This is a genomic window from Hymenobacter coccineus (assembly GCF_001816125.1).
Classification (GTDB): Bacteria; Bacteroidota; Bacteroidia; order Cytophagales; family Hymenobacteraceae; genus Hymenobacter; species Hymenobacter coccineus.
On sequence record NZ_MDZA01000305.1, the window covers coordinates 1 to 333 of the forward strand.

Below are 333 nucleotides of genomic sequence, written 5' to 3' on the forward strand. Positions count from 1 at the left end.
CCAATTGGCCCGTGCTGAAATGGAGCGCGATATTTTAAAAAAAGCGCTGACCATATTTTCACAACCGACGGGCCGATGAAACGCTTCGCTTTCATTGCTTTACACGCTCCCTGCTGGCCCGTGCGGCAGCAGTGCCACGTGCTGGGCGTCAGTGCTAGCGGCTACTATGCCTGGTGTAAGCGCGCACCCGTGCCGACGGCCGAACAAGTGCTGCCCGCCTGGCAAGTGGCGGCCCAGCGCGTCTTCGCCACCCACGCCGGCCGCTATGGCCAGCGTCGGCTGCGCGCTCAACTGCGGCGCGAAGGCCACGCGGTGGGCCGCCAGCGTTTGCGC

1 protein-coding gene is annotated in these 333 nt (G+C 64.6%); it reads left to right on the forward strand.

Going from position 1 to position 333, the window contains the following annotated elements; translation table 11 throughout:
* Nucleotides 1-75: 75 nt before the first annotated feature.
* On the forward strand, nt 76-333 hold a 258-nt coding region (locus BEN49_RS15675), incomplete at its 3' end, for an IS3 family transposase (protein ID WP_141765693.1).